27 protein-coding genes are annotated in these 26,680 nt (G+C 64.2%); 13 read left to right on the top strand and 14 right to left on the bottom strand.

The features are described 5' to 3' along the window. Window positions 1-9 precede the first annotated feature (9 nt). Both A9K66_RS18915 and petA read right to left on the bottom strand, forming a co-directional pair. On the bottom strand, window positions 10-1,314 hold the full coding sequence (locus A9K66_RS18915) for a cytochrome b N-terminal domain-containing protein (RefSeq protein ID WP_066994345.1): 1,305 nt from the start codon (window positions 1,312-1,314) through the stop codon (window positions 10-12). A 17-nt stretch (window positions 1,315-1,331) separates the two neighbouring features. Beyond that, window positions 1,332-1,892 (bottom strand): ubiquinol-cytochrome c reductase iron-sulfur subunit, encoded by a 561-nt coding sequence (petA, locus tag A9K66_RS18910; RefSeq protein ID WP_066994342.1) that lies wholly within the window; start codon window positions 1,890-1,892, stop codon window positions 1,332-1,334. Between the two features lie 313 nt (window positions 1,893-2,205). On the opposite strand from petA, the gene A9K66_RS18905 reads away from it, so the two are divergent. Beyond that, window positions 2,206-2,550 (top strand): cupin domain-containing protein, encoded by a 345-nt coding sequence (locus tag A9K66_RS18905; protein WP_066994340.1) that lies wholly within the window; start codon window positions 2,206-2,208, stop codon window positions 2,548-2,550. A 91-nt stretch (window positions 2,551-2,641) separates the two neighbouring features. Beyond that, window positions 2,642-3,496, top strand: coding sequence for an alpha/beta hydrolase (locus tag A9K66_RS18900; RefSeq protein ID WP_067327129.1), 855 nt, complete (start codon window positions 2,642-2,644; stop codon window positions 3,494-3,496). On the opposite strand, the gene A9K66_RS18895 is transcribed toward A9K66_RS18900, so the two are convergent. The 5 genes from A9K66_RS18895 to A9K66_RS18875 all read right to left on the bottom strand — a co-directional run bounded on the left by A9K66_RS18895 (window position 3,493) and on the right by A9K66_RS18875 (window position 10,018). Continuing rightward, window positions 3,493-3,804: a DUF6665 family protein gene (locus A9K66_RS18895; protein WP_067326547.1), complete on the bottom strand. Its 312-nt coding sequence runs from the start codon at window positions 3,802-3,804 to the stop codon at window positions 3,493-3,495. The genes A9K66_RS18900 and A9K66_RS18895 overlap by 4 nt on opposite strands. A gap of 10 nt (window positions 3,805-3,814) precedes the next feature. Further along, window positions 3,815-5,698 (bottom strand): ABC transporter ATP-binding protein, encoded by a 1,884-nt coding sequence (locus A9K66_RS18890; RefSeq protein ID WP_067326543.1) that lies wholly within the window; start codon window positions 5,696-5,698, stop codon window positions 3,815-3,817. Continuing rightward, on the bottom strand, window positions 5,695-7,587 hold the full coding sequence (locus A9K66_RS18885; protein WP_082953955.1) for an ABC transporter ATP-binding protein: 1,893 nt from the start codon (window positions 7,585-7,587) through the stop codon (window positions 5,695-5,697). The genes A9K66_RS18890 and A9K66_RS18885 overlap by 4 nt, the downstream gene beginning before the upstream one ends. A 129-nt stretch (window positions 7,588-7,716) precedes the next feature. Further along, window positions 7,717-9,597, bottom strand: a complete 1,881-nt coding sequence (locus A9K66_RS18880) for an ABC transporter ATP-binding protein (protein WP_067326540.1) — start codon at window positions 9,595-9,597, stop codon at window positions 7,717-7,719. Between the two features lie 25 nt (window positions 9,598-9,622). After that, window positions 9,623-10,018 (bottom strand): hypothetical protein, encoded by a 396-nt coding sequence (locus A9K66_RS18875; protein WP_082953983.1) that lies wholly within the window; start codon window positions 10,016-10,018, stop codon window positions 9,623-9,625. Window positions 10,019-10,500: 482 nt separating this feature from the next. Here A9K66_RS18875 and A9K66_RS18870 point away from each other — a divergent pair, with 482 nt between their 5' ends. Both A9K66_RS18870 and soxR read left to right on the top strand, forming a co-directional pair. Next, on the top strand, window positions 10,501-10,947 hold the full coding sequence (locus tag A9K66_RS18870) for a tRNA (cytidine(34)-2'-O)-methyltransferase (RefSeq protein WP_067326533.1): 447 nt from the start codon (window positions 10,501-10,503) through the stop codon (window positions 10,945-10,947). 148 nt (window positions 10,948-11,095) lie between these two features. Beyond that, window positions 11,096-11,539, top strand: a complete 444-nt coding sequence (soxR, locus tag A9K66_RS18865) for a redox-sensitive transcriptional activator SoxR (protein ID WP_067326530.1) — start codon at window positions 11,096-11,098, stop codon at window positions 11,537-11,539. Window positions 11,540-11,546: 7 nt separating this feature from the next. Here the strand turns inward: soxR and A9K66_RS18860 are convergent, their stop codons facing one another. Beyond that, window positions 11,547-11,804, bottom strand: a complete 258-nt coding sequence (locus tag A9K66_RS18860; RefSeq protein WP_066994316.1) for a hypothetical protein — start codon at window positions 11,802-11,804, stop codon at window positions 11,547-11,549. A 118-nt stretch (window positions 11,805-11,922) separates the two neighbouring features. On the opposite strand from A9K66_RS18860, the gene hemF reads away from it, so the two are divergent. The 5 genes from hemF to A9K66_RS31250 all read left to right on the top strand — a co-directional run bounded on the left by hemF (window position 11,923) and on the right by A9K66_RS31250 (window position 15,756). Further along, window positions 11,923-12,837: an oxygen-dependent coproporphyrinogen oxidase gene (gene hemF / locus A9K66_RS18855; protein ID WP_067326527.1), complete on the top strand. Its 915-nt coding sequence runs from the start codon at window positions 11,923-11,925 to the stop codon at window positions 12,835-12,837. 242 nt (window positions 12,838-13,079) lie between these two features. Then, entirely contained in the window at window positions 13,080-13,340 is a 261-nt protein-coding gene (locus A9K66_RS18850) for a DUF1344 domain-containing protein (protein WP_066994313.1), read from the top strand. A gap of 315 nt (window positions 13,341-13,655) precedes the next feature. Further along, window positions 13,656-13,841 carry a DUF1059 domain-containing protein gene (locus A9K66_RS18845; protein WP_066994310.1) on the top strand — a complete coding sequence of 62 codons (186 nt, stop codon included), beginning with the start codon at window positions 13,656-13,658 and terminating at the stop codon, window positions 13,839-13,841. 267 nt (window positions 13,842-14,108) lie between these two features. Continuing rightward, a complete protein-coding gene (locus A9K66_RS18840) occupies window positions 14,109-14,687 on the top strand; it encodes a hypothetical protein (RefSeq protein ID WP_066994307.1) in 579 nt (192 codons plus the stop codon). 88 nt (window positions 14,688-14,775) lie between these two features. Next, complete coding sequence (locus tag A9K66_RS31250) at window positions 14,776-15,756, top strand: S8/S53 family peptidase (protein WP_082953954.1); 981 nt, start codon at window positions 14,776-14,778, stop codon at window positions 15,754-15,756. Between the two features lie 25 nt (window positions 15,757-15,781). Here A9K66_RS31250 and A9K66_RS18830 read toward each other — a convergent pair whose 3' ends face one another. The 3 genes from A9K66_RS18830 to A9K66_RS18820 are packed head-to-tail and all read right to left on the bottom strand — an operon-like array spanning window position 15,782 to window position 18,308. After that, window positions 15,782-17,050 (bottom strand): CCA tRNA nucleotidyltransferase, encoded by a 1,269-nt coding sequence (locus A9K66_RS18830; RefSeq protein ID WP_067326524.1) that lies wholly within the window; start codon window positions 17,048-17,050, stop codon window positions 15,782-15,784. Then, on the bottom strand, window positions 17,047-17,679 hold the full coding sequence (locus A9K66_RS18825; RefSeq protein WP_067326521.1) for a CoA pyrophosphatase: 633 nt from the start codon (window positions 17,677-17,679) through the stop codon (window positions 17,047-17,049). The genes A9K66_RS18830 and A9K66_RS18825 overlap by 4 nt, the downstream gene beginning before the upstream one ends. Then, window positions 17,679-18,308: a DUF1285 domain-containing protein gene (locus A9K66_RS18820; protein WP_067327121.1), complete on the bottom strand. Its 630-nt coding sequence runs from the start codon at window positions 18,306-18,308 to the stop codon at window positions 17,679-17,681. Before A9K66_RS18820 ends, A9K66_RS18825 begins: the two co-directional genes overlap by 1 nt. A 153-nt stretch (window positions 18,309-18,461) precedes the next feature. Between A9K66_RS18820 and A9K66_RS18815 the strand changes: the two genes are divergently transcribed. From A9K66_RS18815 to A9K66_RS18800, 4 genes are read left to right on the top strand one after another with little or no spacing between them, the layout of a single operon-like run. Continuing rightward, the gene (locus A9K66_RS18815; RefSeq protein WP_067326517.1) at window positions 18,462-19,466 is read left to right on the top strand and encodes a MoxR family ATPase; all 1,005 of its coding nucleotides are present in this window, start codon (window positions 18,462-18,464) and stop codon (window positions 19,464-19,466) included. Beyond that, window positions 19,466-20,452, top strand: coding sequence for a DUF58 domain-containing protein (locus A9K66_RS18810; RefSeq protein WP_067326514.1), 987 nt, complete (start codon window positions 19,466-19,468; stop codon window positions 20,450-20,452). Before A9K66_RS18815 ends, A9K66_RS18810 begins: the two co-directional genes overlap by 1 nt. Further along, complete coding sequence (locus tag A9K66_RS18805) at window positions 20,449-23,265, top strand: DUF4159 domain-containing protein (RefSeq protein ID WP_067326511.1); 2,817 nt, start codon at window positions 20,449-20,451, stop codon at window positions 23,263-23,265. Before A9K66_RS18810 ends, A9K66_RS18805 begins: the two co-directional genes overlap by 4 nt. A gap of 3 nt (window positions 23,266-23,268) precedes the next feature. Continuing rightward, entirely contained in the window at window positions 23,269-25,356 is a 2,088-nt protein-coding gene (locus A9K66_RS18800; RefSeq protein WP_067326507.1) for a hypothetical protein, read from the top strand. A 149-nt stretch (window positions 25,357-25,505) separates the two neighbouring features. Here A9K66_RS18800 and clpS read toward each other — a convergent pair whose 3' ends face one another. The 3 genes from clpS to A9K66_RS18785 form a co-directional block, all read right to left on the bottom strand. Next, window positions 25,506-25,811, bottom strand: a complete 306-nt coding sequence (gene clpS, locus A9K66_RS18795; protein WP_067326504.1) for an ATP-dependent Clp protease adapter ClpS — start codon at window positions 25,809-25,811, stop codon at window positions 25,506-25,508. 105 nt (window positions 25,812-25,916) lie between these two features. Continuing rightward, window positions 25,917-26,258: a hypothetical protein gene (locus A9K66_RS18790; protein WP_245307581.1), complete on the bottom strand. Its 342-nt coding sequence runs from the start codon at window positions 26,256-26,258 to the stop codon at window positions 25,917-25,919. Between the two features lie 144 nt (window positions 26,259-26,402). Further along, on the bottom strand, window positions 26,403-26,651 hold the full coding sequence (locus A9K66_RS18785; RefSeq protein WP_066994288.1) for a hypothetical protein: 249 nt from the start codon (window positions 26,649-26,651) through the stop codon (window positions 26,403-26,405). Between the last annotated feature and the right edge of the window lie 29 nt (window positions 26,652-26,680).

The following is a 26,680-nucleotide window of genomic DNA, read 5'->3' as shown; positions in this document are numbered from 1 at the left end:
CTCAGATTCTCAGCCCTTGGTTTCCGGCGCGCTGACCGCGCCTGCCGGATGCCCGCCGGCTCCCTTGTTCTTCTTTTCCAGCACCGCCTCGGTGATCGAGTTCGGCAGCCGACGCGGTGTCTCGATCAGGCCGAGCACCGGCATGACGACCAGGAAGAAGGCGAAGTAGAACAGCGTCGCCATCTGCGCCATGAATACGTAAGAGCCTTCCGCCGGCTGCGAGCCCAGCCACCCGAGCAGGATGGCGTCGGCCACGAACAGCCAGAAGAACAGTTTGTACCAGGGCCGGTAGACCGCCGAGCGGACCTTGGAGGTGTCGAGCCACGGCACCAGGAACAGCATGGCTATGGCGCCGAACATGCACAGCACGCCGCCGAGCTTGGAGTTGATCGGCCCGATGTTGAAGGTGATGGCGCGCAGGATCGCGTAGAACGGCAGGAAGTACCATTCCGGAACGATGTGGGCCGGGGTCTTCAGCGGATTGGCGACCGTGTAGTTGTCCGGATGGCCGAGGTAGTTCGGCAGGTAGAAGACGAAATAGGCGAAGAAGAACAGGAACACGATCATGCCGAACGCGTCCTTGATGGTCGCATAGGGCGTGAAGGCGACGGTGTCGGTCTTCGACTTGACCTCGATGCCGGTCGGGTTCGACTGGCCGACGACATGCAGCGCCCAGACGTGCAGCACGACGACGCCGGCGATCATGAACGGCAACAGGTAATGCAGGGCGAAGAAGCGGTTCAGCGTCGGATTGTCGACGGCGAAGCCGCCGAGCAGCAGTTCCTGGATCCAGTTGCCGACTAGCGGGATTGCGCTGAAGAAGCCGGTGATGACGGTGGCGCCCCAGAAGCTCATTTGTCCCCATGGCAGCACATAGCCCATGAAGCCGGTCGCCATCATCAGGAGGTAGATGATGCAGCCGAGGATCCAGAGCAGCTCGCGCGGCGCCTTGTAGGAGCCGTAGAACAGCCCGCGGAAGATGTGGATGTAGACGGCCACGAAGAAGAACGAGGCGCCGTTGGAATGGAGATAGCGCAACAGCCATCCCGAATTCACGTCGCGCATGATCTTCTCGACCGAATCGAAGGCGAGTGTGGTGTCGGACGTGTAGTGCATGGCCAGCACGATGCCGGTGAGGATCTGCGATACCAGCATGATCGACAGGATGCCGCCGAACGTCCACATGTAGTTGAGGTTGCGCGGCACTGGATAGGCAATGAAGCTGTCATAGACAAGCCGGGGAAGCGGCATACGGGCGTCGAACCAGCGTCCGAGACCCGTCTTCGGTGTGTAGGTGGAGTGTCCCTCGCTCATCGAAATATCCCCCTGCCTCAACCGATAAGGATCTTGGTATCGGAAATGAATTTAAACACCGGGATCGCCATGTTCTCCGGCGCCGGGCCTTTGCGGATGCGGCCGGCGGTATCGTACACCGAGCCGTGGCATGGGCAGAACCAGCCGCCGAAATCGCCTTCCTGGCCGAGCGGGATGCAGCCGAGATGGGTGCAGACCTGCACCATGACCATCCAGGCTTCCTTGCCGGGCGTGGTGCGGTTGGCGTCGGTCGCCGGCGCATCGGCCGGCAAGTTGGCATTGCGGGCGATCGGATCCTTGAGATCGTTGAGGCTAACCGCCGCGCCGTCCTTCATTTCCTTGTCGGTGCGGTTGCGCACCACGACCGGCTTGCCGCGCCACTTGACGACCAGCGAGCTGCCGGGCTGCAGCGAGGAGACATCGACCTCGACAGAAGCCAGCGCCAGCGTCGAGGCATCCGGCTGCATCTGGTCGATGAACGGCCAGGCGACGGCCCCAGCGCCGACCACGCCGGCCATGCCGGTGGCGATGTAGAGAAAATCGCGACGGTTGGGATCGTGGATGTCGGTTGCGCTCACGGGTGCCTGATCCTTTCGCCTCTTTCCGTGCCGGCGGCCGAGCCTTGTCCCCGCTCAATCGCGCCGGCCCGACAGCGCATGGCGAACAGGCTAGCGAATTCCTCCGGCATTTGGAGGTTCGGTTTATGCGTGAAGCCCGTTTTTGTCCAGACGCGTGGAGGCACAAGGGCACATTGTCGCGGGCACATGCCGCGGCCCGCGCAACGGCTTGATGATCGGGCCGCCGAACAGCGCTAAATAGCGCTAACTTCAGCGGTAAATCGGAACTCCGCTTGCCTCGACAGCGACCGCCGGCCCGGTCTATTGTCGAGCCATGGCGCATGTCATCGACCGCGACAAATGGGCGAGCACGCCCGACCGTTGGCAAGGCGAGCTGCAATGCGGCGCATTTGGCTCCAACTCCTGCCTGATCTTCAATTATCAACCCGAGATCGGCGGCGGCCCGCGTCTGCATAAGCATCCTTACGCGGAGATCTTCGTCATCCGTTCCGGCACCGGCCTGTTCACGGTCGGCGATCGGCAGATAACGGCCACCGCAGGCCAAATTCTGATCGTGCCGGCCGACACGCCGCACAAATTCACCAATCTCGGCCCCGGTCCGCTCGAGACCACCGACATCCACGAGAACGGCAGCTTCATCACCGAATGGCTGGAGTGATGCGGCTTATTCGAGAGACAGGCCCTGTCCGCGGACCGATTCCCGCCTAGTTCTGTCGGTCGGAGCGATCGGACAGGTGAAGGCCGGGCGGATGGAAACTTCCAGCATCGAGGTTGAAGGACTGACCATTGCGATCCGCGAAGCCGGACCACGGGATGCGCCCGGCCTCGTGCTGCTCCACGGCTGGCCTCAAAGTTCCCATGCCTTCGAGAACGTGATCGGTCGGCTGGCCACCGATCAGCGCGTGATCGCGCCGGACCTGCCGGGTATAGGCGGCTCGCAAGGCACGCGCAAAACCGGTGAGAAAGCCCATCTGGCCAGGGTGATAGCGGCCTTGATTGACGCCTGCGGCCTGCGACAGGTCATAGTGGCCGGCCATGACGTCGGCGGCCAGATCGTCTTCGCGCTTTTGCGCAACCATCCGGAAATCCTCTCCGCCGCCGCGATCATGGATGTTGTCGTTCCGGGCGTGGCGCCGTGGGACAAGGTCATCCGCAATCCAAACCTCTGGCATTTCGCGTTCCACGCGGTTCCTGCTCTCCCGGAACTGCTGGTTGGGGGTCACGAGCGCGCCTATTTCGACTTCTTCTTCGACACCCTTTCGAAGGAGAAATCCGCCATCCCGGCCGAAGCAAGAGACATCTACGCCAAGGCCTATTCGCGGCCGGAAAGCCTCAAGGCCGGCTTCGACTGGTACCGCGCCTTTTCCGAGGACGCCAAGGCCAATGCCGTTCCGCCGGCAAGCCCGATCGACACGCCGGTGCTCTGCCTCAGGGGCGCTGCCGAGACCGGCGAGATCACCGATTACCTCAATGGCTTGAAGGCCGCCGGCCTCTCCAATGTCGAGGGCGACATCATCCCCGATAGCGGGCACTTCGTCGCCGATGAGAATCCCGGAGCGCTCGCCTTGCGCCTCGCGCGCTTTCGGAAGGAAGTCAGCGCTTAGCTGGCGCCGAGCCTGACCAGCACCGCCCGCGGGATGTCGTATTCGCGGATCACGGCGTCGTGCTTGCGCAGCCCGCAGAGTTCGCGCTGGATGAAATAGGCGTGGACGGCTTCTGCCGCTTCTTTCAGCAGCCGGTTGCGATCCCCGCCTTCCCCATTTTCGCGCAGCTTCGCCAAGGCCTCTTCGACGCGCTGGCCGGCGCGACCGAGGGCGGCGGCCTTCTCGGCGAGTATTTCGTGGCCGAGCAGATCGAGAGCGCTCTCCTGCGCGCCTGACCGTCCGAAATTGCTGGGCATTCTGATCGACATGGCTGCGTTTCTACTCCGCCGGGCGCGTCTCTTCCAGCGCGCTTTCCTCATTGAAGAGGAAGCCGCCGGACTGCCGTTTCCAGAGCCGCGCATAAAGACCGTCCAGCGCCACCAGCTCATCATGCGTGCCTTCTTCGACGATGCGGCCGCCGTCGAGCACGACCAGCCGGTCGAGCGCTGCGATGGTGGAAAGCCGGTGGGCGATGGCGATGACGGTCTTGTTCTCCATCAGCCTTGCCAGGTTTTCCTGGATCGCCGCCTCGATGTCGGAATCGAGTGCCGAGGTCGCCTCGTCAAGGATGAGGATCGGCGCATCCTTGAGGAAGAGGCGGGCGATCGCCACGCGCTGACGCTGGCCGCCGGAGAGCTTGACGCCGCGCTCGCCGACATAGGCTTCGTAGCCAAGGCGCTCGCGATTGTCGCGCAGCCCCATGATGAAGTCATGCGCCTCGGCTTTGCGCGCCGCGGCGATCACCTCAGCGTCGGTAGCGTCCGGCATGCCGAGCTTGATGTTGTCGCGCAGCGAGCGGTGGAACAGCGCCGTGTCCTGGCTGACCACGCCGATATTGGCGCGCAGCGAATTCTGCGTCACGCCGGCGATATTCTGGCCGTCGATCAGGATCCTGCCGCCCTCGAGGTCGTAAAGGCGCAGGATGAGATTGGCCAGCGTCGTCTTGCCGGCACCGGACGGACCGACCAGCCCGACCTTCTCGCCTGGACACACGACGAGGTCGATGCCTTCGAGGACCCCTGCCCCTTTCCCGTAGTGGAAGGTGACGTTCTTGAGGTCGATGCGGCCACCCGCAACCACCAGCTCCTTGGCATCCGGGGCGTCGGTCAGGCCGAGCGGCTGCGAGATCAGCGCCTTGGAATTTTCCAGCACGCCGAGATTCCTGAGGATACTGTTGAGCTGCATCATCAGCCGTCCCAGCAGCATGTTGAGCCTCAGCACAAGCGAGAGCGTGAAGGCGACGGCGCCGACGGTGATCGAGCCTTCCACCCACAGATAGACTGCAAAGGCGGCGATCGCCGTGATCATGATGCCGGAAAGCGTCGTCAGCGCCACGCGCACGCCGGTCAGCCGCCGCGTGAAGGGCCGCAGCGCATCGAGATAGATGTCGAAGCCGTTGCGGATGTAGCGGTCGTCGCCGTCGGCCGCGAACAGCTTCAGCGTCTGCACATTGGAATAGGAATCGACGAAGCGGCCGGTGATCATCGAGCCGGCCTCGGCGGTCGCCTCGGCATGCTTGCGGATTGCCGGCAAATGGAGCCTGGCCAGCCAGCCGAAGGCGACGATCCAGATCACCACCAGCGCCGCCAGCCTGAGGTCGAGCCCGGCGACCAGCGCCAGCGTCGTCACCGTGTAGACGATCATGAACCAGACGACTTCGATGAAGCTTTCCATGAGGTCGCCAGTGGCCTGCCCCGCCTGCCAGACCTTCGTGGCGATACGCCCGGCGAAGTCGTTTTGGAAGAAGGCGTAGGACTGGCGCGAGACATGCCGGTGCGCCTGCCAGCGCACCAGGCTGTAGAAGCCCGGCGTGATCGTCTGCTCGTCGACCAGCGCCGAAAGGCCGACCACCAGCGTGCGGATGATCAGCACCACCGCGCCCATGAACAGCAGCTCCGGCCCGGCGGCTGCCCACAGCGCGTGCCAGCTGCGTTCGCCGGGAAGCTGGTCGAGGATATCGACCAGCCGTCCGACGAAATAGAACAGCCCGGCCTCGACCAGCGGCGCGATGCCGCCGATGATCAGCATGGCAAAGAAGGCGAGCTTCGCTTGCCCGACATAGTGCCAGAGGAAGCCGCCGACGCTGGCAGGTGGACGAAGGTTCGTCGGCTCGCGGAACGGGTAGACCCAGCTTTCGAACCAGCGATAGACGGCCTTCATCATTCCGCGGCTTCACCTTTCGTCGGCAGATCGTCGGCCGCCTGCTTTTCCTCGAGCAGGAAGCCGCCCGACTGGCGCCGCCAGAGCTGGGCATAGAGCCCGCCCTTGGCGATCAACGCCTCATGCGAGCCGTCCTCGACGATGTGGCCCTTGTCCATGACGACGAGCCGATCCATCGCCGCGATGGTCGACAGGCGGTGGGCGATGGCGATGACCGTCTTGCCCTGCATGAGCTTGTAGAGGTTCTCCTGGATGGCGGCCTCCACCTCGGAATCGAGCGCAGACGTAGCTTCGTCGAGAATGAGGATCGGCGCGTCCTTCAGCATAACGCGGGCAATGGCGATGCGTTGCCGCTGGCCGCCGGACAGCTTCACGCCGCGCTCGCCGACGAGCGCCTCATAGCCGCTTTGTCCATGCGGATCGGTCAGTCCCGCGATCACATCGTCGATCTGCGCGGCCTTGGCGGCGCTGAACATCGCCTCGTCGCTGGCGGACTGGCGTCCATATTTGAGGTTCTCGCGGACGGATCGATGCAAGAGCGACGTATCCTGATTGACGAAGCCGATCGCCGCGCGAACGCTTTCCTGCGAGACGTTGCGGATGTCCTGTCCGTCAATCAGCACCTTGCCGTCCTGCACGTCGAACAGCCGCAGGACGAGATTGACCAGCGTCGACTTGCCGGCCCCGGAACGGCCGATCAGGCCCACCCGCTCGCCCGGCGCGATCTTCAGCGACAGATTGTCGATGACGCCGCCTTTGCCGTCCTTGCGCCAATAGTTGAAGTTCACCTGCTCGAACTCGATGCCGCCGGCTTTGACCACGAGGGCCGGCGCGTCCGGCTGGTCCTGCATTGTGATGGGGCGCGCGATCGTCGTCATCGAATTGCTGGCGACGCCGATCTGCCGGAAGACGTTGGCGCCGACATCGAGGATCCTGCCGGAGATGTTGGCGATCTGCAGCGCGAACGGTATCGCCGTCGCCACGGCCGCCGTGGTCATGGCGCCGGTGTTCCAGCCGGCCAGCGCCAACCAGCTTATGGCGATAAGCAGCGCAGCGTTGAGGACGAACAGGGCCGACCACATCAGTGTGAAAACGCGCATCAGCTGGTAAAACGTGTCGGCGTGCTCGACGACGGCTTGCGAGACATATTTGTCTTCGTGCTCGCCGGTCGAGAATGTCTTGAGCGTCAGGATATTCGTGTAGCTGTCGACCATGCGGCCGCTCACCTGCGACCACCGCTCCGACAGTTGGGACGAGCGCTGGGTGATCCTCGGCATCGCAAACCAGAAGATCATGCAATAGAACACCAGCCAGGCCGCCACCACAGCCAGAAGAAGCGGGTCGAGCCGCGCCAGCACAACGATGGCGACCGCGACGAAGACCAGCGCGTACCAGACGGCATCGACGGTGAGATTGACGCTCATCTCCACCGAGTCGCCGCTTTGCATGACCTTCGTTCCGATGCGGCCGGCGAAGTCGTTCTGGAAGAATGACCAGTCCTGACGCACGACATGCCAATGGCTTTGCCAGCGGATGAGGTCGATGAGGTTCGGCGCGATGGCGTGATTGGGGATAAGCGCGTCGATAACCATGGACAGCGGACGCAGCAGCACGACGATCGCCATCATGACGAGCAGCGGCCCATGCGCGGCGAAGAAATCGCCCGGCCTGGTGTTGGAGAGCAGGCCCACGATCAGGCCGACGAAAATCGGCAGCATCGCGTCCACTATTGCCGCGACGGCAACGATGATCATGCGCAGCCAATAGGCGGCGCGAAACTGTCTTATGAAATACCAGTAGAACCGCCAAAGTCCCATTGGCGGCTGCCTGTCTTCGGCCAGCGCCACCGGCGAATAATGGCTTTCGAACCAGGTGAAGATGCGGTCGAACATTTTTCTCTCGTAGATGCCGGAACCCCGCCGGCACCCGATTTGGTCGCGGGCAGGCCTCTGACGGGTCGTGGTTACGCCCGGGAGCGATTCCCCGCAATTGCCGTAACCTTGATGCCAATCGCGATCGCGTTACTCCGCCGCCATCTCGGAGTGAGACCCTTTGGCATCGGACTCAGCCGGCGCATCATCGAGGAGGAACCCACCCGACTGGCGCTGCCAGAGCTGGGCATAAAGGCCGCCCTTGGTGACAAGCTCTTCGTGCGAGCCTTCCTCGATGATGCGCCCCTTGTCCATGACGACGAGCCTGTCCATCGCAGCGATGGTCGACAGCCGATGCGCGATGGCGATCACGGTCTTGCCTTGCATCAGCTTGTAGAGGTTCTCCTGGATCGCCGCCTCGGCTTCCGAATCGAGCGCCGACGTCGCCTCGTCGAGGATGAGGATCGGTGCGTCCTTCAGCATGACGCGGGCAATGGCGATGCGCTGCCGCTGACCGCCGGACAATTTGACGCCGCGGTCGCCGACATGTGCATCGAATCCCTTGCGGCCGTTATGGTCCGAAAGCGCGCCGATGAAATCGAGCGCCTCCGCCCGCCGGGCCGCCTCGATCAGCATCTCGTCGGTGGCGTCAGGGCGCCCGTAGAGGATATTCTCCCGCACCGACCGATGCAGCAGCGAGGTGTCCTGCGTCACCATGCCGATCTGCGCGCGCAACGAATCCTGCGTTACCCCGGCGATCTCCTGGCCATCGATGAGGATCCTGCCGCTTTCCAGGTCGTAAAAACGCAGCAAAAGGTTGACTAGCGTCGACTTGCCGGCGCCGGAGCGGCCGACGATGCCGACCTTCTCGCCGGGTTTCACAGTGAGCGACAGGTTCTCGATGACGCCCTTCTGCTTGCCGTAGTGGAAGCGGATCTCCTCGAAACGGATCTCGCCCTGACTGACGGCGATGTCGCTGGCGCCCGGGCGGTCCTCGACCAGCCGCGGCAGCGAGATCGACTGGATGCCGTCTTGCACCGTGCCGATATTCTCGAACAGGCTCGACATCTCCCACATGATCCACTGCGACATGCCCCACATCCTGAGCACCAGGCCGATAACCACGGCGACTGCGCCGATCGTCACCGCCTCGCCCAGCCATAGCCACAGCGAGATCGCCGTCACGGAAAACAGAAGCAGCGAATTCAGGATGTAGAGCATCCCATATAACTGCGTCACCAGCCGCATCGAGCGGTAGACCGTATCGAGGAAGCTCGCCATGCCCTCCCTGGCGAAAGTTGCCTCGCGGCGGGCATGCGAAAACAGCTTCACCGTCTGGATGTTGGTGTAGCTGTCGACGACGCGGCCGGTCATGGTCGAGCGCGCATTGGCCTGCTCCTCGCCGACCTTGCCGAGCTTTGGGATGAAAAAGCGCAAGAGCCCGATATAGCCGACCAGCCATACACCCAAGGGCACAGCCAGTCGCAAGTCTGCCGAGCCGACGATGAACAGCATGCTGAGGAAGTAGACGACGACATAGTTTAGGACATCGATCAGCTTGATGACGCATTCGCGCACGGCAAGAGCGGTCTGCATCAGCTTGGTGGCGATACGGCCGGCAAACTCGTCCTGGTAGAAGGCCATCGACTGCTTGAGCAGGTAGCGATGCACCTGCCAGCGGATGCGCATGGGATAATTGCCCATCAGCGTCTGCTGGTTGAGCAGCGAATGCAGCCATACCGTGCCCGGCAGCGCGAACAGCACGATGAAGGCCATGCCGGCGAGTTTCCAGCGCTCCGTCTCAAGGAAGGTTTCGCGGTTCTGCGCCGACAGCCAGTCGACGATGCGGCCCATGAAACCGAACATCCACGCTTCGGCAAGGGCTATCGCTGCCACAAGCACGGCATCGACGAGGATATAGGGCCAGGCCCCGCGCGTGTAATGCACGCAGAAGGCGACCAGCGTCTTCGGCGGCTCGACCGGCTCCGCGGCGGGAAACGGATCGAGCCTCTTCTCAAACCAGCGGAACATTCGAGGCACTCGACGATTTGTGCGCTCACGCGGCGCGGGGTTGATTGGTAAGGCCGTTCGGCCGCACGGCGCCGCGGGCCGGCGATACGGAATTGTCCGTATCGCCGGCCCTGCTTCGCGCAATATGGGGTGTCGCGGTCTTTTCGCCGACAGGCTTGCCAGAGGATCCTGACGACAAGCTGTCGCCAGCCCTGGTTTTACCCGGCCGAACCATGCGGATGATCCGGCGCACAAGCGAGGGTCGACCGGGATCGGGCACCGCGCGCGAGAAGTCGACGTCCGGCAGCATGCCGCGATGCGGACGCCGGCGCGTCTCGGCGTGCACCGCCGACGAGTAAGTCTCGCCGATCAGCAGCGCCCAGGTCGCCACCTTGCGCTCATGCAAGCTTCTTGAACCCGGTATCTTAAAGGGATCGAACATCGGTCCGTCCTCCATGTGCAAATGCGTTAAAAAGGGTGATGCGAGCTCGACCTCCGGCATTCGGCCGGAGGGACGCGACGCGGTCAGGACATGACGGCAAGCGTCAGTCCCGACATGACGGCCAGCGTCGGTGTCGACACGTTCAGGCGGGGCGGGGCGCCGCTTTGGCAGTTTGAGAAACATCGCAAGATTCCTTCGAAGGCCGAAAACTGGGTTCGGCGGGAATCGGTGCGATGAGGTCTTAAAGTGTCAGAAGAATCGTCGTACCGAAACCGCCGTTGGGCATACGTGGGCCCCAAAGAGGAGCTGCCCGGAGAAGGGCTGGAAGTGCATGGTCATCATGTGGTCCCTCTCCTTCGGTTCGGGTTGACGATGATGGGCGTATACTCGACTTCGCAGAAAATGGCCACCCGCCAGTCTAGAAATCGCCAAAAGCCGGAGCCGCCTGTGGCCGTTCTGCCACTTATTAGAAGGATGCGGAAATGAACGACCGTCTCCGCATCGGGCTCTACCAACCGGATATCGCCGGCAATACCGGGACGATCCTGCGCTTCGCCGCCTGCCTTGATCTTGGCGTCGACATCATCGAGCCGGCCGGTTTCCCGCTCTCCGATCGGGCGCTGAAACGCGCCGGCATGGACTATCTCGAAATGGCGGCGCTTGCCCGCCATGCCGACTGGCACGCCTTCGAGGAATGGCGCCGAACGAACGCGCGCCGCCTTGTGCTGCTCACCACCAAGGCCGAGACCGCCTACACGCGGTTTGCTTTCGCCGCCGGCGACGTCCTTCTGTTCGGCCGCGAATCCGCCGGCGTGCCGGAAGAGGTTCATCAGGCGGCGGATGCGCGACTGACCATTCCGATGCGGCCGGGCGCCCGCAGCATCAATGTCGCGCTGTTCGCGGGCGAAGCGGTCCGCCAGCTCGGATAGGCTGCTCAAGCCCTGCTCGTCGTCGCGAACGCCTCCCACTTGCGGCGTCAGTCTCACCCAGGCGCACATCGCCTTCTCCTCAATTTGCCTTGTCAGGCTTTCCTCGCTACAAGCTCAACCTAACTTGAGGTCAAGCGGAAAGTGCGAGATGGCTCCGGTGAAGGAATTGACGGTCGGCCAGGTGGCGATGCGCAGTGGCGTCGCGGTCTCGGCGCTCCATTTTTACGAAGCGCGCGGGCTGATCCGCAGCCATCGCACCGCGGGCAACCAACGGCGCTACGGCCGCGACGTGCTGCGACGGGTGGCGATCATCCGCGTCGCCCAGGAGGTCGGCATCTCGCTCGCCGAAATCGGCGCGGCATTCCACTCCCTGCCCGAGGGCCGCACCCCGACGCGCGAGGATTGGAATCTGCTTTCAACGGCTTGGCGCGACGGCCTCGATCATAAGATCGCCCAATTGAAGAAGCTGCGCGACGGCCTGACCGACTGCATCGGCTGCGGTTGCATGTCGATCGACAAATGCCCGCTTCGGAACAAGGAAGACCGACTGGCCAGAGAGGGAACTGGAGCGAGACGGCTACTGGTGCCCTGAGGATTTTTCAATCTGCCGCCGGCAGCCGTCGCATGGTGAATTCGATGACGTCGCCCGGGCGCTCGAACCAGCTTTCGATCTCGGTCCAATAGGCCTGCTTGGGAAAGCGCTCGAACCATTCCTTGGCCTTGAGGCGCGCGGCCGGCCGCGGCAGCACGAAAGTCTCGCGCAAAAATCCGTCGCGCGGCTCTCTTTCGCGCTCGGCCCGTGAGCGCTCCAGCCTCTTCTTCAAGCCATCCAGCGGCGGTCTTGCCGGGGTGCGCACGAGCAAACTCCTTGCACCTTGGTCAGACAGGACTTGACCCTTGCCCTTAAGAGATTAGGGATCGCGCGCAGAAAAAACGAGTCATTTGTCGGGCAAGCAGCCTGGACTGGAGACGGAATTGGAACGACCCGACATTGCGGTGGGCCTGCCTGACGACATCGAGCAGAAGAAGATGAAGGCCCGCCTCTGGTTCGAAGCGCTGCGCGAGCGCATCTGCGCCGCCTTCGAGCAGATCGAGCAGGAACTCACTGGACCGCAATCGGCATGGTCGCCCGGGCATTTCGAGCAGACGCCGTGGGAGCGCGACGACGGCAAAGGTGGCGGCGGCGCCATGTCGATGATGCGCGGCCGCGTCTTCGAGAAGGTCGGCGTGCATACCTCGACCGTCCACGGCGAATTCTCTCCCGAATTCCGCAAGCAGATCCCGGGCGCCGACGAGGATCCGCGCTTCTGGGCGAGCGGCGTTTCGCTGATCGCGCACCCCTGGAACCCCAACGTTCCGGCCGTGCATATGAACACACGCATGGTCGTGACCACCCGCCACTGGTTCGGCGGCGGCGCCGACCTGACGCCGGTGCTCGACCGCCGCCGTACCCAGGACGATCCCGACACGATCGCCTTCCACCGCGCCATGCAGTTCGCCTGCGAGAAGAACGCCGGGGTGGCCGACTATCCGAAATTCAAGGCGTGGTGCGACGAGTACTTCTTCCTGCCGCATCGCAACGAGGCGCGAGGAATCGGCGGCATCTTTTTCGATTGGCTGCATTCCGATGAGGGCAAGGGCGGCTGGGACGCCGATTTCAATTTCGTCCAGGATGTCGGCCGCTCTTTCCTCGTCGTCTATTCCCATCTGGTGCGGGGCAATTTCAACCAGAACTGGACCGACGGCGACCGCGAGGAACAGCTCGTCCGGCGCGGCCGTTACGTCGAATTCAATTTGCTTCACGATCGCGGCACCATCTTCGGCCTGAAAACCGGCGGCAATGTCGCCTCGATCCTCTCCAGCCTGCCGCCCGAGGTAAAGTGGCCGTAAAAATCCGGTGAGCGGAAGGCCAGCCGCATTGCTGTCCCATTCGCCGAATTTTGACCGGCAATGTGGCAGGGGCGATTTCTTTTTCGTCTAATATCCTTTTGAAAAAATTGATCTATTTAACGTGCCGGGTCGGGAAGCGCCGGCGGCTCGTCACTGCTACGAGCCGCGACCCGACGCGTCCGGACGGCCCTGATCGAGCGGAGTGCCTTCCCAATGGTGCCCGCATCCCAGGAGAACATCCTATGCGCAAGCTTATTGTGACGGCGGCAACCGCCGCCTTTCTCGCCTCCGGTGGCGCCGCGTTCGCCGCGGTCAAGCACACCACGGGAACAGTGAAGAGCTTTGATGGAACGGCCATGAGCCTTGTTCTGGACAACGGATCGACCTTCACGCTGTCCAAGGCCTTCAAGGATCCGGGCATAAAGCCGGGCGAGAAGGTTCGCGTTTCCTGGGATATGAGCGGCAAGAACAAGATTGCCGAGGCTGTCAAGATCATGAAGTGACGGCCTGCACGGCCAGCAATTGCAGAAACGTTGAAGCGGTTTCCGCCGGAATTGCGTCAAAACAAAAAGACAGTGCGGTTCATCGTTTCACGGAAACCAGGTGGCAACGGGCGGAGCAGCAATGCTCCGCCTTTGATTTCGCGCGGAGACCGTGAAAAAACAATTCGCCACCGGCTCCAATGCAACCGAAGCCGGCGACATGTGTTATGGTTTTCCACCGGGGCAATTTCAGGAAAATGCGATGCGGCTTTCCATGCGGAATTGCATGATAACAAGGAGCGGAATCAGGGCTCCGGACCTAGGAAAGGAAAAACCATGAAGGAGTTCCAATGCGGGACACTCGTCCCGGGCTGCGATTGGCACACGCGCGCCGAGGAGGAAGCCGAGGTCATGCGCCGCGCCGTCGAGCACATGCGTGAAACCCATGGCGAAACCACCATCCGCGAGACCATGATCGAGGCGATCCGCTCGCGCATCCAAAAGGTCCGCGACGCGGCCTGAGGCATCGGGTCACCGTTTTCGGACGACCATTGGCAAAGCCGGCGAGTTGGATGCAGCATCCGGCGCATCTCGCTTCGTTTGCGTCTGATCGCTGGCAACGGCTTGGCTTCGCCGAATTCAAGCAAAAACTTATATTCGTACCGGCTTGGATAACCCCGCGGTAACGGTCTCCATGCGATCGTCGCGCATGATCCGGGGACCGCGGCTGCCCGAGGAGCCGTCCGCCACAAGGCGCGTCTGGATCCGGTGGGGCGAGGTGCTTCGCGCATGCGCGAAAGATCCAACAAACGAGACGGTTTCGGCGCAGCCGCACTGTTGCTGTGCCTAGTCGTTGGCGCCTCGCCGTCGATGGCCCAGGAAATGACCACGTCGCTCGTGAACATCCACCAGGGGTCATGGCTCAGCGACCGCGCCAGAGCTCTCGGCAATGGCGGCTATGAGCTGCAGGACGGGAGCTGGGTCTCATTCAATCGTTGGTACCACAGCGATTGGGTCGACATGCACGTCGACTTCATCACGCAACTTACCGAAGACAGCGGCTTTCTGTGGGGAGTGGGAACCGGGGAACAAGCCGAGAAGTACCGCATCGCGCCGAGCCTCAAGCTCGGTTTTCTCACCCAGACCCATCCGAGCCTCAACAGCACTCTCTCCCTTTCGGTTACCTCGACCTTCGGCGGCAACCTGAGCGAAAAGCCATGCGTGGCCGACTACGGGGATCTGGGCACCTACAGCGTCAACTGCCGGCTTGCGGCCGGGGAGACGGCGCCTGAGGACACGCTGAAATATCTGGTTAACGCTACGCCCGAAAGGCTGCGCCTGTGGCTCAACTACCGTGTTACCTTCTGATCGCCGGGATGCCGCGCATGAGAAATCTTCCTGCTCCCGAACTTCGCGATCGTCCGTCCTCGTTCCTGCTTTGACCGGGAGTAAGACCATGTCTGGTAATTTCTGGAAGCTCGGCATTGCCGCGGCACTGACCATTCTGCCGGCATGCCTGGCGTCGGCGCAGGAAGCTCTCGACGCGGACCAGTCGGCCGCGCTGTGTCACGGCGGCGGGTCCATATGCGTAAGCGCAAAGATACCGGTTGCGCGAACGACACAAGCGGTGCAGAGCTGGATGAGTCCCGATGTCGGCGCCGCGTGGGCGGCTGGCTATAAGGGCAAGGGCGTCACCATCACCATCGTCGACGACTTCAGCAGTTCATCGCGCTTCTCCGGCAATTTTGGCATCGGCACGCAATATCAGCGACACGGAGAGTGGACGCGCGAGGAAGCAAGCATGATCGCTCCTGCGGCGACCATCCGCTCCAAGGACTTCTCGACGGGTTCGGCCGTCCCGCTGGCAAGTGGCCGCAACGTCCTCAACCTCAGCTACGGCATGTACGCGAACGCGGGTTACAGCGTGAACCAGATCCGCTGGGCCCCGGAGGAGCAATCGATCATCTCCTACGCCAGCAAGGGATCGGCCATCGTCTCGAAAGCGGCTGGCAACGATTCGGTTGCGGTCGGCGGCGTCACCAGCGGACAGCAGGATTATCTCGATCTCGCTCTGATCGGCAAACCGACGGCGATCTTTGTTGGCGCGCTGTCCACAAACGGCACGGCGTCAAACAAGGCTCAGCTTGCCTGGTATTCCAATTACGCCGGCTCCGACCCGACCGTGCAGAGCCATTTCCTGGTGGTCGGCGTCGAAGGCGACAAGACCGGCCTTTACGGCACATCGTTCGCCGCGCCTATCGTCTCCGGATATGCCGCAATCATCGGCAGCAAATTCACCAAGGCGACCCCGGTTCAGATCACCAACGACCTGCTCAACACGGCTCGCACCGACACGCTGGTCAACTACAACCCCTCAGTCTACGGCAAGGGCGAGGCAAGCCTTTCGCGTGCCCTGGCCCCGATGGCGATACGCTGAGCGACGCCACGATTTAGGGACTCATCTAAGCCTCGAGTGCCTGCGCGGCGCGTTTGAGCAGCGCGCCGCGATCCATGGCGAATGCTGAATCCACCCATTCCCTTTCGAGATTCTTCAGCGTGGCACCAAGCTTCGGGCCGGGCGCGGCGCCGAGTTCGGTCAGGTCGGCCCCCTTGATCGGAAAGCTCGGCTTTTGCCATTTCAAGGCGAAGCCGAGCAGGCGCGAGAAACCGCCGGCTTCCATCATCGCCTGATCGTCCTCGATGGCCCCTGTCCGCGCGGCGGCGAGCGCGAGCCGCAGCCGATCGACGAAGCCTTGGCGGTCGCCGAAATAGAGCCTTTTCGACAATTCCGTCTCGGCCGTCTTGGGTTCAGGCGGAACCGTCTGTGCCCAGTGCCGCAGGCGCTCCCCCTCGTCGGTCGAAAATCTCAGCCTTTCGGCAAGCGTCTTCATGCGCGCGGCATCCGGCGGAACGACGGCCTCCAGCCTGAGCAGCGGATCGGCATCCCAGCCGAGATCCTTTTCGGTCCTGACCAGCCCGTGGATGGCGTCGATGCCCCATTTCTCGCTCTCCGGCAGCACGGCGGTGAGGACACCGGCCTGGCGCATCCACAGCAGGGCACGCGATGGGTCGGGCGCCGAAAGCAGCTTCTTCAGTTCGGACCACACGCGTTCGGCTGACAGCCTGCCGAGCCCGTCCTTCAGCCTGGCGCAGGCCTTCAAGCCCTCGGCGTCCGGCCGGCCGTCGCCATACCAGGCGAAGAAGCGGAAGAAGCGCAGGATACGCAGATAATCCTCGCGGATGCGCGCTTCCGGATCGCCGATGAAGCGCAGCCGCCGCACCTCGATATCGGCGACGCCGCCGACAAGGTCGACGATGGTGCCGTCGGCTTCGGCATAAAGCGCATTGATGGTGAAGTCGCGCCGCGCGGCGTCGGCCTTCCAGTCGCGCCCGAAGATGACTTTCGCCCGCCGACCGTCGGTCTCGATGTCGGCCCGGAGCGTCGTGACCTCATAGGCCTTGCCGCCGGCGATTGCCGTGACCGTGCCGTGCTCGATCCCTGTCGGCACGGTCTTGAAGCCGGCTGCCTGGGCGCGGCGGATCGTGTCCTCGGGCACCGTCGTGGTGGCAATGTCAATGTCGGCCACCGGCTGGCCGATCAGCGCATTACGGACCGCTCCACCGGCCACCCGCGCCTCCTCGCCGCCCTCCTTCAGCGCGGCAAGCAGCTTCTGCAGATGCTTTTCGCCCAGCCAATCGGCCCTGCCCGAGAGAGACACCTCAGCGCTCACGCATAGAGCCTTTCATAGAGTGTGCGGATGATGCCGGCGGTGACGCCCCAGATCCGCTGGCCGCCATAGGGCATCTCGTAGAAGAACCATTCGAGGTCGTCCCACATGCGGCTGTCGCGCGCGTGGTTGACAGGGTCCATCAGGAAGCGCAGCGGCACCTCGAAGGCGGCGTCGACCTCGTCGGCGTTGAGCATCAGCGAAAAGCCCGGCCGCACCACCGAAAGCACCGGCACGATGCGGTAGCCGCTGCCGGAGACATAATCGGGCATGCGGCCGACAATTTCGATGTGATCGCGGTCGAGGCCGATCTCCTCGAATGTCTCCCGCAGCGCTGTGGCCTCAGGGGTGGGATCGGTCGGATCGATGGTGCCGCCGGGAAAGGCGACCTGGCCGGAATGGCTGCGCAGCTTCTCCGCCCGCTTGGTGAGCAGCACCGTGGCGCCGTCGGCGTGATCGACGACCGGGATCAGCACCGCGGCGTCGCGCAGCGGTTTTACATGCTTCAGCCTGGGATGCCCTGGATTGAAGCGGTGGTCGCCGAACTCGTCGCCGGATTGGACCTCGGCCTGGGCCGCTGCGCGGGCGCGAAAATCCGCGATCGAGAACGGCACCGGCGCCACCTGGTCCATCACGCGCTTAGCCGCTCGAGCTTGTCGGCCGACATGATCGGATAAACTTCGCCGCCGGAGCGGACGGCGAACATTGCCCTGCCGCAGACGTCGATCACCTCTCCATGCTCGACCAATTCGTACATCACCGGCCGCGCCACCAAGGCTTCCAGCCGCCCGCGCACCAGCACATAGGGCTTGAGCCCGCCGGTGGCGTCCTCGTCGACGAAGCGCAGCGGATGGCCGGGCCCGGCGGTGACCACGTCCCCGACATTGGTGCGGAACGTGATGATCTGGCCGTCGCCGGTCCCGGACACGTTCATCTCGACGGCGATGAAGGGCGCATCGGCGACGCGGATGCGGACGCGCTCCACCGGCGTCACCAGATAGGTCTTGCCGTCGGCGTCCTTGCGCAACACGCTGGAAAAGAGCTGCACCAGCGGCATGCGCCCGATCGGCGTGCCGAGGTAGAACCAGGTGCCGTCGGCCCTGATCTCCATATCGAGGTCGCCGCAGAAGTCCGGATTCCAGCGCTCCACCGGAGCGGGCCCCTTGCCGGCGCGCGCCGCTCGCGAGATCAGCGCCTCCAGCCCGCGCGCCTCGGTGGCGCTGGTCAGGCCCTTTTCACTGGATTCTGTGCGATGCGTCATGGTCACGAAATAGTCACTGTTGTCCGGATTGTCAGCCTTGTCAGCCCAAGCCTGTGATTTAAGTTCAATCGCAGGCGCCGGGCGAGGCCGAATCGCGGCATTCTGCGAATCGAGAATGCAAGCCGGTATTTCCAACCACAAGGATCGAACGGCATGAGCGTGATGATCAAGGAAAGCCCGTTGAGCGACAAGGCGATGATCGAGCAGGCCGAGAAGGCGCTGTCCGACATCTCCAAGGTCCGCGACGCCATAGGCCGCGTGATCTTCGGCCAGGAAGCCGTTGTCGAGCGCACGCTGGTTGCGCTGCTTGCCGGCGGGCATGCGCTCCTCGTCGGCGTGCCGGGCCTCGCCAAGACCAAGCTGGTCGAGACACTGGGCATCGTGCTCGGCCTCGATTCCCGCCGCATCCAGTTCACGCCCGACCTGATGCCGTCCGACATCCTCGGCTCCGAAGTCATGGAGCAGGATGAGCTTGGCAAACGATCCTTCCGCTTCCTCCGCGGGCCTATCTTTTCGCAGCTTTTGATGGCCGACGAGATCAACCGTGCCTCGCCGCGCACCCAGTCGGCGCTGCTGCAGGCAATGCAGGAATATCACGTCACCATTGCCGGCGTTCGCCACGACCTGCCCTCGCCCTTCCACGTGCTGGCGACGCAGAACCCGCTGGAGCAGGAAGGCACCTATCCGCTGCCGGAAGCGCAGCTCGATCGTTTCCTGATGCAGGTCGACATCCTCTATCCGGAGATCGAGGCCGAACGCCGCATCCTGCTCGAAACCACCGGCGTCGAGGAGGCCAAGGCCGACAATGTGCTGCAGCCAGCCAGGCTGAAGGAAATTCAGACGCTGATCCGCCGCATGCCGGTGCCTGAAAGCGTCGTCGAAGCGATCCTCAAGCTGGTGCGCTCGGCTCGTCCCGGTCAGGGGATTGCCGACACCGACAAGCATGTCGCCTGGGGTCCTGGTCCGCGCGCCAGCCAGGCGCTGACCCTGTGCGCCCGAGCACGCGCCCTATATGATGGCAGGCTGGCGCCGTCGGTCGACGACATCCGTGCCCTCGCCGAACCGGTGCTGCAGCATCGCATGGCGCTGACCTTCGCCGCCCGCGCCGAAGGCACATCCGTGCGCGACGTGGTGGCGAAACTGGCAAAAGGCATCTGATGGGTCGAATAGGCGAGGTCCAGGCACCGGTTGCGACGCGCGACGCGCTCGCCCGTGGCCGGTTGCGGGCCTCTCTGGTGCCGGATCTGCTGGTCGAGGCGCGCCGCATCGTCAACACGGTGATCGCCGGCTGGCATGGCCGCCGCAAGCGCGGCATCGGCGAGAATTTCTGGCAGTTCCGCCCCTATGTCGAAGGCGATGCCTCGCGCATCGACTGGCGCCGCTCGGCCCGCGACGACCACACCTATGTGCGCGACCGCGAGTGGGAGGCGGCCCATACTGTCTGGCTCTGGTCGGATCCCTCGCCGTCCATGCTCTACAAATCCTCCGGAGCCGGCGTTTCCAAGGAATCGCGCGCTCTGGTGCTGGCGCTTGCGTTGGCCGAGCTCCTGTCGCGCAGCGGCGAGCGCATCGCCTGGCCGGGCCTCACCGACCCGTTCACCGCCCGCAACGGCGCCGAACGCATCGCGGCCCAGCTCAGCCATGCCGGCAACCTGGCGGCTAAGCCCGATCTCTCCACCATCCGCCGCTTCTGCGACATCGTCATCGTCAGCGACTTTCTCGATCCGGTCGAGGAAACCATGGCCTGGCTCGACGTGCTCGCCCGTCATGGCGTGCGCGCGCACCTGATCGAGGTTGCCGACCCGGCCGAGGAGACCTTCCCTTATGCCGGCCGCACCGAATTCACCGATCCCGAGACCGGCGACAAGCTGACCGCCGGCCGTGCCGAAACGCTTAAAGACGAATACCGCCTGCTCTATATAGCTCGCCGCCAGGAACTCGCCGGCTGGTGCAAGCGCCTCGGCTGGAGCTTTACTGTCAATCATACCGACCGCCTCGCCTCCGAGGCGCTCGTGCGCGTCCACATGGCGATGACCGCCGACAGCAGCCGTCCGGGTCTGACCTCGGGTCATGCCGGGCTGACCGCCGGTGGCGGTCATGCAGGGCTGACCGCGGGCGGTGATGCCGGAAAGGCGGTCGCATGAGTTGGCTTCCGCTTTCCTTCGGCGCGCCGATGGTGCTGTGGGGGTTGCTGGCCCTGCCGGTGATCTGGTACCTGCTGAGGCTGACGCCGCCCAGGCCGCGGACCGAAGTCTTTCCGCCGCTGAGAATCCTCGCCCGCGTCCTGAGGCGCGAGGAGACGCCGCATCAAAGCCCCTGGTGGCTGACGTTGCTTCGCTTGCTGATGGCCGCCCTTGTCGTCACCGCGCTCGCCGAGCCGATCTTCAATCCGCGCGAAAAGCTGCCGGCCGAGGGCTCGGCGCTCGCGCTGGTCATCGACAATGACTGGGCAAGCGCCGCCGACTGGGGCAAGCGCGTCGCCACCGCCGAGCGGCTGATTGCCGATGCAGGCTCGAACGGCGTGCCGGTCGTCATCGCCTTTACCGCCGAGAAGCCGAATGCCGAGATCGGCCCCTTCGATGCATCGGCCGCACTCGACCGGCTGCGCGCGGCAAAGCCGCGCCCGATCCCGACCGACCGCCCCGCCGTCTATGCCCGCGTCGCAGCCACTTTGGAGCGCCTGCCCGGCGCCAGCGTCGCCGTGCTTGCCGATGGCCTTGCCGCCACCGGCGACGAAGCGGCGTTCAAGACGCTCCTGGAAAGGAATGCCGCGAGGCTGGTCTGGGCTACCTCGGACCGGCTCTCGCTCACCGGCCTGACCGGCGCCGACAATCAGGTCGACGGCTTCACGCTGACCGCCATCCGCGCGCCGGGCGACCCGGCGCCGGCGCAGGTCACTGCGGGCGCCTTCGACGACAAGGGCCGCCGCATCGCCGACGCGACTCTGACCTTCGCGCCGGGTCAGGTCACCGCCACCGGAACGATGAAGGTGCCGTTCGAATTGCGCAACGACTTCGCCTCGATAGCACTCGACGGCGAGCACCAGGCCGGTGCCGTTCGCGTGCTGGACGAGAGCTCCAAGCGCCGCCGTGTCGGTCTGCTCTCGCAGGCCGAGGCAGACCAGGCGCAGCCGCTGCTGTCGCCGCTCTATTACATTCGCCGCGCCCTGCAGCCTTTCGCCGATCTGGTGGAGCCGTCGAGCGCCGATCTGGCCGATGCCATTCCGCAGCTTCTCGACCAGAAGCCGGCGATGATCATCATGGCCGATGTCGGCACCATCCCCGCGCAGGTCCGGCAACGGCTGGTCGACTGGGTGAACAATGGCGGCACGCTGGTGCGCTTTGCCGGTTCAAGGCTGGCCGCCGCCGGCAACGACGATGATCTCTTGCCGGTCCGGCTGCGCAGCGGCGAGCGCGCGCTGGGCGGCGCGCTTTCGTGGACGACGCCGCAACCGGTCACCGAATTCCCGAAGAACGGCCCGTTCGCCGATCTCGCGCCGCCGACGGAGGTGACGGTCAGCCGGCAGGTGCTGGCCGAGCCGACGCCCGACATCGTCGAGCGCACCTGGGCGACGCTTGCCGACGGCACGCCGCTGGTCACGGGCATGAAGAAGGACAAGGGAACGCTGGCGCTCTTCCACGTGACACCGGAGGCGACCTGGTCGAACCTGCCGATCTCCGGCAGCTTCGTCGAGATGCTGAGACGCATAGTGCAATTGTCGCGCAACCAGGGCGCCGCGGTCGCCAATGCCGAGGCGGCCGCCGCTTCGCTGGCGCCCTATCGCATGATCGGCGCCGACGGCGCGCTGGTGCCGCCGACACCCGATGCGCGGCCGCTCGTGCCCGCCGCCGGCCCGCTTCCGGTGACGCTGGAAAACCCGCCCGGCCTCTACGGTTCGGAAACCGGCGTTTTCGCGCATAACCTGCTCAACGCCTCGAGCACATTCACGCCGCTTGCTCGGCCACAGGTCTCGCTGCCGGTGACGGCCATCGCTTACGCCTTCGACGAATCGGAGAACCTGAAAGGCCCGCTGGTCACATTGGCCCTCTTGCTGATGGTGCTCGACACGCTTGCCGTGTTCTGGATGGGTGGGCTGTTCTCGCGCCGGCCGCGCCGCGCCGCGGCGACCGCCGCTGCCCTGCTGATCGTGTTCGGCGGGCTCTTCGGCCACGCCGACTTTGCCCGCGCCGATGATTCGAAGCCGGGCGATTCCCAGGCCATCGAGGACATTTCGAAAACTCGGATCGCCTATGTCATCACCGGCGAGCCCGGCGTCGATTCAATCAGCCGCGCCGGCCTCGAAGGCCTCACTCGCTTCCTGATCGAGAAGACCGCGCTGGAACCCGGCCCGCCGGCGGGCGTCGACATCTCCAAGGACGAACTGACCTTCTATCCGCTGATCTACTGGCCGATCGACGCCACCGCGCCGATGCCCAGCGAAGCCGCGATCGCCCGCATCGACGCCTATATGCAGCAGGGCGGCACGGTTCTCTTCGACACGCGCGACCAGTTCTCCAACGGCATCGGCGCCGGCTCGGCAAGCTCGGCCACCGAGCGGCTGCGCGATATTCTCGGCAATCTGAACGTGCCGCCGCTGGAGCCGGTGCCCTCGGACCATGTGCTGACGAAGTCCTTCTTCATCCTTCCCGAGTTTCCCGGCCGCTTCAACGGCAGTCCGCTCTGGGTCGAAGCCTCGCTCGATGCCAGCAATACCGAGAACCGTCCCGTGCGCACCGGCGACGGCGTCTCCCCGATCATGATCACCGGCAATGATTTCGCCGGCGCCTGGGCGGTCGACGAGAACGGCGATCCGATGCTGCCGACCGTGCCGCCGGATCCGATGCAACGCGTCTACGCGCTGCGCGCCGGCGTCAACATCATGATGTACATGCTGACCGGCAACTACAAATCCGACCAGGTGCATGTGCCCGTCCTGCTCGAACGGCTGGGACAGTAGATCATGAACTGGTCGATCTCCTTCGAGCCGCTCGTTTCCTGGCCGCTGTTCTGGGTCGTCATCGTGCCGATCGCGCTGCTCGCGCTGGCCGGCCTGTGGTTCCGTCAGCGCGGCTCTGTCCTGCGCTTCATCGCCCTGCTCGCGCTGGGCGCGGCACTGCTCAATCCCGTTTTCCTCGACGAGGAACGCGAGGCATTGAAAAGCGTCGTCGCTGTCATCGTCGATCGCAGCCAGAGCCAGGACATCGGCGACCGCACCAAGCAGACCGACGAAGCGCTGACGGGCCTTCAGCAGCGCCTCGGCCGCTTCAAGCAATTCGACGTCCGCGTCGTCGAGGCCGGCAAATCCGAGGCCGCCGATGAGCGCACGGAAACCAGGCTGTTCGGCGCGCTGGAAAGCGCTTTCCGCGATGTGCCGCCCTCTCGCATCGGCGGCGCCATCATGATCACCGATGGCGAGGTGCATGACGCGCCGGCCGGCGCTCCGGAATTCAATGCGCCGCTGCATGCGCTGATCACCGGCAACGAGCACGAGAAGGACCGCCGCATCCGCTTCGAGAACGCGCCGCGGTTTGGCCTCGTCGGCAAGCCGCTCGACATGAGCTATCGGGTCCTTTCCACGGAAGGCCGGGGCGGCCCGGTCGACGTGCGGGTCTCGGTCAATGGCGAGCAGGTCTCTGTCGAGCATGCGACCATCGGTCAGCCGATGAAGCTTGAAGTCACCATTCCCAACGCGGGCCGCAACATCGTCCAGCTTTCGATCGACCACGAGCCGGGCGAGCTGACCGACACCAACAACCGCGCCATCGCGCTGGTCGACGGCATTCGCGATCATCTGCGCGTGCTTCTGGTCTCCGGCGAGCCGCATGCCGGCGAGCGCACCTGGCGCAACCTGTTGAAATCCGACGCTTCGGTCGACCTCGTCCACTTCACTATTCTGCGACCGCCGGAAAAGCAGGACGGCACGCCGATCAACGAGCTGTCGCTGATCGCCTTCCCGACGCGCGAGCTGTTCGTCGAGAAAATCAAGGATTTCGATCTGATCATCTTCGATCGCTATCAGCACCGCGACGTGCTGCCGATCCTCTATTACGACTACATCTCCGAATATGTCGAAAAGGGTGGCGCGCTGCTGATTGCCGCCGGCCCCGAATATGCCGGCGAAAGCTCCATCGCCCGAACGCCGCTGATGTCGGCCCTGCCCGCGATGCCGAGCGGCGAGGTCGTCGATAAGGCCTTCTATCCGCGTCTCACCGATCTCGGCCAGCGCCACCCGGTCACGCGCGGGCTCGACGGCTCCGCCGCCGATCCGCCGCGCTGGAGCCGCTGGTTCCGCACCATCGGCGTCAAGAATCCCGAGGGCGCGGTGGTGATGAAAGGGGCCGACGACCGCCCCCTGCTTGTGCTCGACCGCAAGGGCGAAGGCCGGGTCGGCATGCTGCTTTCCGATCAGGGCTGGCTGTGGGCGCGCGGCTTCGAAGGCGGCGGGCCGCATGTCCAGCTCTATCGGCGCATCGCCCATTGGCTGATGAAGGAGCCCGAACTTGAAGAAGAACGGCTGACCGCCGGCGGCCGCGGCATGGTGCTGGAAATCCGCCGCCAGACGATGAGCGACGATCCCGGCCCCGCCCAGGTGATCACGCCTTCCGGCAAGACGATGACGGTCAAGCTGGAAAAAGCCGAACCAGGGATTTTCACGGGCAGCCTGCAGACCAGCGAGATCGGCCTCTATCAGGTCGGCAACGGCGACCTCACCGCGCTTGCCCATGTCGGCCCGATCAATGCGCCTGAATTCGCCGATGTCGTTTCCACCGAGGACAGGCTGAAGGCGCCGGCCGAGGCGACCGGCGGCAGCGTGCGCCGGCTCGCGCCATCCTCCATGCTTGGCGATCTTGCCGGCGGTGTGGCATTGCCTTCGATCGTACCGGTCCGCTCCTCGGGGGCGGCATCGGGGAACGATTGGATCGGGCTGCGCACCACCGACGACAGCACGCTGAAGGCCGTCTCGCGCGTGCCGCTGTTCGGCGGCTTCCTCGGCCTCGGCTTGCTGCTCCTGGCCATCGGCTCGATGTGGTATCGAGAAGGAAGGTAGAGCCTTTTCCTTCTCCCCCTTCCGGGGAAAGGTGCCCGAAAGGGCGGATGAGGGGCGGCGCGCAACAATCAAATACGGCGCTTGCCCCCACCCTGCTCGGCCGGCGGCCTCGCTTTCCCTCTCCAGGACACGGGCGAGGCAGAGCCGCCCTACTCTTCCGGCTCGGTCGTGAACAGCAGCGGATAGCCCTTGGCCTTGCCGGCGTCGGTTGCTCGCGCGGCCTTGGTCTCGGCAACGTCGCGCGTGAAGACGGCGACCACGCAGACGCCGCGCGTATGCGCAGTGATCATCACGCGATGCGCCTGATCCTCGCTGAGCCTGAACTCGCCTTTAAGCACCGTCACCACGAACTCTCGCGGCGTGAAGTCGTCATTGACCAGGATGACCTTGTAGAGCTTCGGCCGCTCGGTCTTCGGCTGCGTCTTGGTACGCGGTTTGAGGACGGTCTCAGGCATTGGAATTCACCAGCTGGAAACTGGGTCTGGCTTGCACTCCCTCAGGCAGGGAAGCATTTGTCCATTTGTCCGCTGGAGGGCGGAGAATCGAGGGACGATGAAGGCTTATGTGGGATAGCGTTGTTTGCGCTTCAACGCCCCTGCCGACCGATCGTGCGACGCACCGTCGTCCATGTTGGAACCGCGCTCCATGAAGGCGCCAATCATCCAGGCGGCGAAGCCGATCAGAGTCGCGCCCGTCAGCGCGATCAGGATCCAGCTCTGTGCCGGCGTGATGTAGTCGAAGCTCGATGAGATGGCCGGTGCGAAAAGTTCCGGCTCGGTCCTGCCGCTGGCGGGATCCGGCACTGGGCTGGCTGTCAAGATGATCAGCGCTCTTGCTGCCGCGGCGGCAACCAAGCCGCCGAGAGCCAGCGAGCGCATCATGGACGAAAGCCGCTTCTTCATGCGGATTGTCCTACGGCACCGGCATTGCGATCGGGTTAAGGAAGTGGCGCGGCGCAAGCTGCCGGTGTCAGGATTCGGCCGCTGGAAGCCGCCCCGGCCGGTTTCGGCCGGAGCGGTCTTGAAAGATCAGGATCGAAGCCTGGATTAGGACTTCTTCGCGTCCTTCTTCGGGGCCTTCTTGACTGGGCACTTGTGGGTCTTGGTCACCTTGCAGGCCTTCTTGGCGGCGACCTTCTTCGGAGCGGTCTTCGCCGTAGCGTCAGCGGCCGGAGCCGTGGTCGTGGTCGAGGCGGCCGGAGCGGCGGTCGTCGTGGCGGCGGCGTTGCTGACAGCCGGCATCGAGAAAGCGAGAGCAACAGCGAGGCCGAGGGCGGAGAGGAGGGACTTTGTCATGGCTTCATTTCCTTTTTCATGCGGGTCGA

Origin of the sequence: Mesorhizobium sp. AA23, assembly GCF_001672435.1 — a bacterium.
Classification (GTDB): Bacteria; Pseudomonadota; Alphaproteobacteria; order Rhizobiales; family Rhizobiaceae; genus Mesorhizobium.
Note: the sequence above shows the minus strand (reverse complement) of the source record. Positions and strands in the feature narration are given on the sequence as shown.